Genomic DNA, 6,963 nt, shown 5'->3' with positions numbered 1-6,963 from the left:
CGCCTGCAAAGGCGAGCAGCACGGGCACGAGGCCGTACCAGAGCACGACCGCGATCACGACGACGATGAGGACGCCGGCCGTCGCCTTCGCGGCAGTCAATGCCGGCGAGGTCCCGGTAACGGAGATGAGATCCTTGTTCTTGCCCGCTGCCATGGCCATCCGCTGGTTCGGCGGCGCCGAAGCACGCGCCGTCTCAAGACGCTCGCACTCTAGGGCAAAGACAATGGAGATGGGTAGACGCTACTCGCGAATTCCCTCGATGAACTCCTTAACGCGCGCGAAGAAGCCGGTCGATTCCGGGTTCGTGCTCGCGTTGCAGGTCTCCTCGAAGCTCTTGAGAAGCTCGCGCTGCTTGCGGGTCAGGTTTTTCGGGGTTTCGACCTCGACCTGGATATAGAGGTCGCCCTGTTGCTTGGAGCGCAGCATGGGCATGCCATTGCCCTTCAGGCGGAACTGCTTGCCGGTCTGGCTGCCTTCGGGAACTTTCACGCGCGTTCTGCCGCCACTGATGGTCGGCACCTCGATCTCCCCGCCAAGAGCCGCAGTGGTCATGGCGATGGGCACGCGGCAGAATAGATCGGCGCCGTCCCGCTGGAAGAACTCGTGCGGCTTGATGGAGAGAAAGATGTAGAGGTCGCCGGGTGGGCCGCCGCGCAACCCTGCCTCGCCTTCGCCGCCGAGCCTGATCCGCGTTCCGTCTTCGACGCCAACCGGGATGGTGACCGAAAGAGTGCGCTCGCGCGTCACCCGCCCGGAGCCCGAGCAGGATGGGCACGGCGTCTCGATGACCTCGCCGCGTCCCTGACAAGAAGGACAGGTGCGCTCGATGGTGAAGAAGCCTTGGCTCGCCCGCACCTTGCCCATGCCGCCGCAGGTCCGGCAGGCCGTCGGCGCGGTGCCCGGTTTGGCGCCGCTGCCGGAGCAGCTCTCGCATATGATGCTGGTGGGCACCCTGATCTGCGCGGTCTTGCCCTGATACGCCTCGGCAAGCGTGATCTCCATGTTGTAGCGAAGGTCGGCGCCACGCTCGCGCGACGAGCGGGGCCGCGTCCGTCGGCCCATGAACTCGCCGAACAGATCGTCGAACATGGCGGACATGGAGGCGGAGAAATCGCCGCCGAACGGATGCGCGCCGCCGGCAAGGCCGCCATCGAAGGCGGCATGGCCGAAGCGGTCATAGGCCGCGCGGCGCTGCGGGTCCTTCAAGGCCTCATAGGCCTCGTTCAGTTCTTTGAAGCGCTTCTCGGCGGTGGGATCGCCGTTGCAGCGGTCGGGATGGCATTCCTTGGCGAGATTGCGAAAGGCCGATTTGATGTCGCGATCGCCGACGCCGCGATTGACGCCCAGTACGTCGTAATAGCACCGCTTCGCCATTGCCCCTCCGCCCATCGCGCGCCGGCCCTGCGGCTGCGCCTAAGCTTTTTTGCTCTGGGGCACGGGGGTAGGCTTTCAGGTTGAAGCCCGCCCCAGCGCCTGGTTTCTACGCCGACTTCTTGCTGTCGTCGTCCTTGACTTCCTCGAAATCGACGTCGACGACGGAATCGTCCTGGCCACCGCCAGCAGCGCCCGACGGACCTTCGCCGCCGGCTCCGCCGGCCGCCTGGTTCGACGAATACAGCGCCTCGCCGAGCTTCATCGAAGCCTGGGCCACGGCGTCGACCTTCGTCTTGATGAGGTCCACATCCTCGCCCTGGGCGACCGACTTGAGCTCTTCGACCGCGCTCTCGACGGCGGCCTTGTCAGCCTCGGGAACCTTGTCGCCGAAGTCCTTCAGCATTTTCTCGGTCGAGTGGATCAAAGCCTCGGCCTGGTTGCGTGTTTCCACCAGAGCCCGGCGCTGCTTGTCTTCCTCGGCGTGGCTCTCGGCATCCTTGACCATGCGGTCGATGTCGGCCTCGTTGAGACCGCCCGACGCCTGGATCCGGATCGATTGCTCTTTGCCGGTAGCCTTGTCGGCTGCGGAGACATTCACGATGCCATTCGCATCGATGTCGAACGTCACCTCGATCTGCGGCATGCCGCGCGGTGCGGGCGGAATACCGACAAGGTCGAACTGGCCGAGGATCTTATTGTCCGCCGCCATCTCGCGCTCTCCCTGGAAGACGCGAATCGTAACGGCGTTTTGATTGTCCTCGGCCGTGGAGAAGACCTGGCTCTTCTTGGTCGGGATCGTGGTGTTGCGATCGATGAGCCGCGTGAACACGCCGCCCAAGGTCTCGATGCCGAGCGACAGCGGTGTGACGTCGAGCAGGAGCACGTCCTTGACATCGCCCTGGAGCACGCCGGCCTGAATGGCGGCGCCGATCGCCACCACCTCGTCCGGGTTCACGCCCTTATGCGGCTCGCGGCCGAAGAAGTTCTTCACTGTCTCGGCCACTTTCGGCATGCGCGTCATGCCGCCGACGAGGATCACCTCTTGGATCTCGGCAGCTTTCAGGCCCGCATCCTTGAGCGCGTTCTGGCAGGGGCCGATAGTCTTCTGGATGAGATCGTCCACGAGGCTTTCCAGCTTCGCGCGCGTCAGCTTCATGGTGAGATGTTTCGGGCCGGACTGGTCGGCCGTGATGAAGGGCAGATTGATCTCGGTCTGCGTCGTCGAAGACAGCTCGATCTTCGCCTTCTCGGCGGCTTCTTTGAGCCGCTGGAGCGCGAGCTTGTCGCCGCGCAGATCAATGCCCGACTCCTTTTTGAACTCGTTGGCGAGATAATCGACGAGGCGCATGTCGAAATCCTCGCCGCCGAGGAACGTGTCGCCGTTGGTCGACTTCACCTCGAACACGCCATCGCCGATCTCCAGAATGGAGATGTCGAAGGTGCCGCCGCCGAGGTCGTAGACGGCGATCGTCTTGCCTTCCTTCTTATCGAGTCCGTAGGCAAGCGCTGCCGCCGTCGGCTCGTTGATGATGCGCAGAACTTCGAGCCCCGCGATCTTGCCGGCATCCTTGGTGGCCTGGCGCTGGGCATCGTTGAAGTAAGCGGGAACGGTGATGACCGCCTGCTCGACCTTCTCACCAAGATGGGCTTCCGCGGTCTCCTTCATCTTTTGCAGGATGAAGGCGGAGATCTGCGAGGGAGAATATTTGTTGCCGTGGGATTCTACCCAGGCGTCGCCATTGTCGGCTTTGACGATGTGGTAGGGGACGAGCTTCTTGTCCTTTTCCACCATGGGATCGTCATAGCGGCGCCCAATCAGGCGCTTGATGGCGAAGAAGGTGTTTTCCGGGTTGGTGACGCCTTGGCGCTTGGCGGGGAGGCCGACAAGCCTTTCGTCATCGGGCGTGAATGCGACCATCGAAGGCGTGGTCCGCATGCCCTCCGCATTCTCGATAACTTTTGGGGTTTTACCCTCCATGACCGCGACACACGAATTCGTGGTGCCGAGATCAATTCCGATCACTTTCGCCATTGCACTCTCCTTTTGGCAGACCGTACGGGCCCATAACCGGCACCCGATATCGCGCGCGCTTCGCATCCTGGCATCGCGCCCGGTCCCCTAGCGCTTCCCGTGCCGACTGAACGCGGCGCGGTTCGCGGTTATATAGGTGCCAACCCTATGACCCGCAAGGAGAAGCGCGACAGTCTAAGCCGTTATGCGCGTGAATTACGTGACGCGCTTCCAGGCGCCGATGAGCACCGGCGTCAGGCAGTAGTACCGGCCATCCGCCGCGGCCTCCGCCATCTCGACGCGGAAGGCGTTCGCCCGTTCTGGATCCGCGATGCCGAGTTCTTTCGCCGCAGACAGCAGGCCTTGGTAAACGCCGATCAACATTGCCGCCATGTCCTTGAGGGGAATGTATTTCACCTCGCAATGGGTGCCGTCGGGAAGGCCGAGGCCTGCGGCTTCGAACTGCGCCGGGAGCTGGCGCCCGGCGCGCATGTTGCGCCCGTGGCCGCGAAACACGCCTTCGAATAGACGGTTGAACTCGGCCATCGCAGGGCAGAGCGGCTCGACCGCGATGGAGCCGAAGTCGAACTCCTGCGCGACGACGACGCCGCCCGGCTTGGTCCAGAAGTGCATCTTCTCCAGGATCGCCACCGGATCGTGCAGATGCATGAGGAGGAGGCGGCAGAATGTGACATCGAAGGGTGCCCCCTTCACCTCTTCGAGCGCGACCACATTGCCGACAACGTAGTCGAACTTGGCGCCGCCTTCGGCGCGCAGGTCGCGCAGCGCCTGCTCCGCGATCGCGCCATCGATCTCGAGGCCCGTGATCGATCCCTCCGGGCCGACCCGGTCCGCCATCAGGCGCATCACCGAGCCGGGGCCCGCGCCGATATCGAGGCAGCTCATGCCGGGAGCGAGGGCGATACGGTCGAAGATATTCTCCGTCGCCCGCTGCCACATCTGAGCCTGGTCCCGCAGGCGCTGATATTCCTCAGCGTCGCGGGCATGGACGTAGCCGTCGGGGTTTGGCTTCTTCGCCTGCTCCATGCCGGCTGCCTCCTCACGCGCCGCAAAAGCGCTATATGCCGATGCTAGTTCGGCCTGAAGGCGGAGCAAAGGCGTGCCGGTACAATATTATCCATTCAAGCTCGCACCTGTGGCGCAAAAGGCGCTGTTGGCGGAGCTGCGCGCGGTCATTGCCGAGGCGCCGCTCTACACCCCGACCATGCCTCGAACGGGAAAGCCGATGTCCGTCCGCATGACCAATTGCGGGCCGCTCGGCTGGGTGACGGATAAGGAGCGCGGCTATCGTTATCAGGCCACCCACCCCGGGACCGGCCGCCCTTGGCCGGCCATGCCGCAAATGCTGCTCGATCTCTGGGAGGAACTCGGCGGTTACGCGTCGCCGCCGGAGGCGTGTCTCGTGAACTACTACGCCAGCGCCGCCAATGTGGGCCTGCACCAGGACAAAGACGAGCAGGATCTCGCCGCCCCCGTCCTGTCCCTATCGCTCGGAGATATTGCCGTATTTCGCGTCGGCGGCACCTCGCGATCCGGACCCACGCAGAAATATGAGCTGAAGTCAGGTGATGTCCTGATTCTGGGCGGCGAGGACCGCCTCGCCTATCACGGCGTCGACCGCATCCTGGCAGGCACGTCCGACCTGCTCCCCGAGGGCGGCCGTTTCAATCTGACCCTGCGCCGGGTCACTACGCCCTAGTCGCCGAGGACTTCGCCGTCCGGAAAATCGTCGTTGGCTGGTTTGCGTTGCTCCTGGCCCCTGTCCTTGCCTGCCGGCTGCGCGCCGGGCTTTGCTCCGCCTTTGGAGATCGCAACGAGGGCGGGCCGCAGGCACCGGTCGCCGATCGTGTACCCCGCCTGCATGACATCGACGACCATGCCTTCCGGCACGTCGGGGTTTTGCACCTCATACATGGCCTGGTGGCAATTCGGATCGAAGCGCTCGCCAATCGGATCGAGCCGGGTCACGCCGTGGCGCTCAAGCATGTTCAGGAGCTCGCGCTCCGTGAGCTCGACGCCATCGAGAAAGCTCTTCAAAGCAGGGTCCTGCGCCGCGGCCTCAGCCGGGACGTGATCAACGGCACGCTTGAGATTGTCGCCGATCGTCAGCACGTCGCGCGCGAAATTCGAAATGGCGTAGCGCGCGGTGTCGGTCTTCTCGCGCTCCGTGCGGCGGCGGAGATTCTCCATATCGGCCATGGTGCGGAGCAGGCGGTCGCGCAGCTCGGCATTTTCGCCGATCAAGGCTTCCAACTCCGGACCGGGCGCCGCACTCGGCTCGGGCTCGCCGTTTTTGTCGCTTTGCCCGGAATCGGCAGCCTTTGGCCGATCCTCGTTGGCCTCACGTTGATCGTTGTTGTCGTCGGGCATTAGTGCCTATTGAGTTTGCTGCGTTGCTCGCGGATATCGACCGGCGGGAACCAAAAATCAAGGGACAAGCCGGCCGATCAGCCTGGCCGTGTAATCGACCATGGGAATGATGCGCGCATAGTTGAGGCGCGTCGGGCCGATCACCCCGAGCACGCCCACGATTTTCTGTTCCGTGTCTTCGAAGGGCGAGACGATCAAGGCGGAGCCGGACAGCGAGAACAGCTTGTTCTCCGAGCCGATGAAAATGCGCACGCCGTCGGCGCGCTCGGCGAGACCGAGAAGCTGCATCAGATCCTTCTTGGCGTCGAGGTCCTCGAACAGGAGTCGTACGCGCTCAAGGTCTTCCATCGCCTTGACGTCTTCGAGGAGATGCGCGCGGCCACAAACGATAAGGCTCTTGCGATCGTCCTCGTCGCCGGACCACGTCGCAAGTCCCTCCGTCACGACTTGCGCCGTCAACTCGTCGAGCTGCGCGCGCCGCTGCTCGATCTCGGTTTCGATGCGGACGCGGGACTCGGCCAAAGTGAGTCCGGCGATACGCGAATTGATGTAGTTCGACGCTTGCGTGAGGGTTGAAAGCGGCAGGCCCTCGGGGATCGGCAGAATGCGGTTCTCGACGTCGCCATCCTCGCAGACGAGAACGGCGAGGGCCTTGCCTTGGCCGAGCGGCACGAACTCGACCTGCTTTAAGGTCTTGCTCTGCTTTTCCACGAGCACCAGGCCGGCGCAGCGCGACAGCCCCGAGAGCATTTGGCCAGCTTCGCCGAGCACCTCTTCCAAGCCTCTCCGCCGCGCGCTTCCGGCGATCTGGCTCTGGATCTGATTGCGCTCTTCTTCCGTGATGTCGCCAATTTCCAACAGGCCGTCGATGAAGAGGCGCAAGCCGGTGTGGGTCGGCATCCGTCCGGCGCTCGTATGCGGCGCGTAGATAAGGCCGATGGCTTCGAGGTCGGACATGACGTTGCGCACGGATGCCGGGGACAATGTCATCGGCAGCGCACGGCTCAGATTGCGCGAACCGACCGGCTCGCCGGTCGCGAGATAGGTCTCAACGATGTTCTTGAAGATTTCGCGCGAGCGCTCGTTCAGCTGGCGCAACCCGGCCGCGGCTTCGCTGGCCCGGACGGCGTCTGTGGCGTCGGTGTGGCGCATGGAAGGAACCTAGGCGGCGCGCGGAAATGCGTCA

6 protein-coding genes are annotated in these 6,963 nt (G+C 63.8%); 1 reads left to right on the top strand and 5 read right to left on the bottom strand.

The genetic code is table 11. The features are described 5' to 3' along the window. Positions 1–241: 241 nt before the first annotated feature. The 3 genes from dnaJ to ACR2J1_RS02115 form a co-directional block, all read right to left on the bottom strand. The gene (dnaJ, locus tag ACR2J1_RS02125; RefSeq protein WP_434017699.1) at positions 242–1,375 is read right to left on the bottom strand and encodes a molecular chaperone DnaJ; all 1,134 of its coding nucleotides are present in this window, start codon (positions 1,373–1,375) and stop codon (positions 242–244) included. Positions 1,376–1,481: 106 nt separating this feature from the next. After that, positions 1,482–3,407, bottom strand: coding sequence for a molecular chaperone DnaK (gene dnaK / locus ACR2J1_RS02120; protein WP_434017698.1), 1,926 nt, complete (start codon positions 3,405–3,407; stop codon positions 1,482–1,484). 195 nt (positions 3,408–3,602) lie between these two features. After that, positions 3,603–4,433, bottom strand: a complete 831-nt coding sequence (locus tag ACR2J1_RS02115) for a methyltransferase domain-containing protein (protein WP_434017697.1) — start codon at positions 4,431–4,433, stop codon at positions 3,603–3,605. Positions 4,434–4,506: 73 nt separating this feature from the next. Between ACR2J1_RS02115 and ACR2J1_RS02110 the strand changes: the two genes are divergently transcribed. Further along, positions 4,507–5,106, top strand: coding sequence for an alpha-ketoglutarate-dependent dioxygenase AlkB family protein (locus ACR2J1_RS02110; protein WP_434017696.1), 600 nt, complete (start codon positions 4,507–4,509; stop codon positions 5,104–5,106). Here ACR2J1_RS02110 and grpE read toward each other — a convergent pair. Both grpE and hrcA read right to left on the bottom strand, forming a co-directional pair. Further along, positions 5,103–5,777 carry a nucleotide exchange factor GrpE gene (gene grpE / locus ACR2J1_RS02105; protein ID WP_434017695.1) on the bottom strand — a complete coding sequence of 225 codons (675 nt, stop codon included), beginning with the start codon at positions 5,775–5,777 and terminating at the stop codon, positions 5,103–5,105. The two genes, ACR2J1_RS02110 and grpE, sit on opposite strands and share 4 nt — an antisense overlap. A gap of 57 nt (positions 5,778–5,834) precedes the next feature. After that, a complete protein-coding gene (gene hrcA / locus ACR2J1_RS02100) occupies positions 5,835–6,929 on the bottom strand; it encodes a heat-inducible transcriptional repressor HrcA (RefSeq protein WP_434017694.1) in 1,095 nt (364 codons plus the stop codon). Positions 6,930–6,963 lie beyond the last annotated feature (34 nt).

It is taken from the genome of Methyloceanibacter sp., assembly GCF_050999895.1.
GTDB lineage: Bacteria > Pseudomonadota > Alphaproteobacteria > Rhizobiales > Methyloligellaceae > Methyloceanibacter.
This window is presented reverse-complemented; position numbering and strand designations above follow the sequence as displayed.

What these genes read in the sequence shown, in the direction of transcription:
- dnaK (WP_434017698.1), bottom strand. Translation starts at nt 3,407, where the DNA reads ATGGCGAAAGTGATCGGAATTGATCTCGGCACCACGAATTCGTGTGTC.
- hrcA (WP_434017694.1), bottom strand. Translation starts at nt 6,929, where the DNA reads ATGCGCCACACCGACGCCACAGACGCCGTCCGGGCCAGCGAAGCCGCG.
- grpE (WP_434017695.1), bottom strand. Translation starts at nt 5,777, where the DNA reads ATGCCCGACGACAACAACGATCAACGTGAGGCCAACGAGGATCGGCCA.
- ACR2J1_RS02115 (WP_434017697.1), bottom strand. Translation starts at nt 4,433, where the DNA reads ATGGAGCAGGCGAAGAAGCCAAACCCCGACGGCTACGTCCATGCCCGC.
- dnaJ (WP_434017699.1), bottom strand. Translation starts at nt 1,375, where the DNA reads ATGGCGAAGCGGTGCTATTACGACGTACTGGGCGTCAATCGCGGCGTC.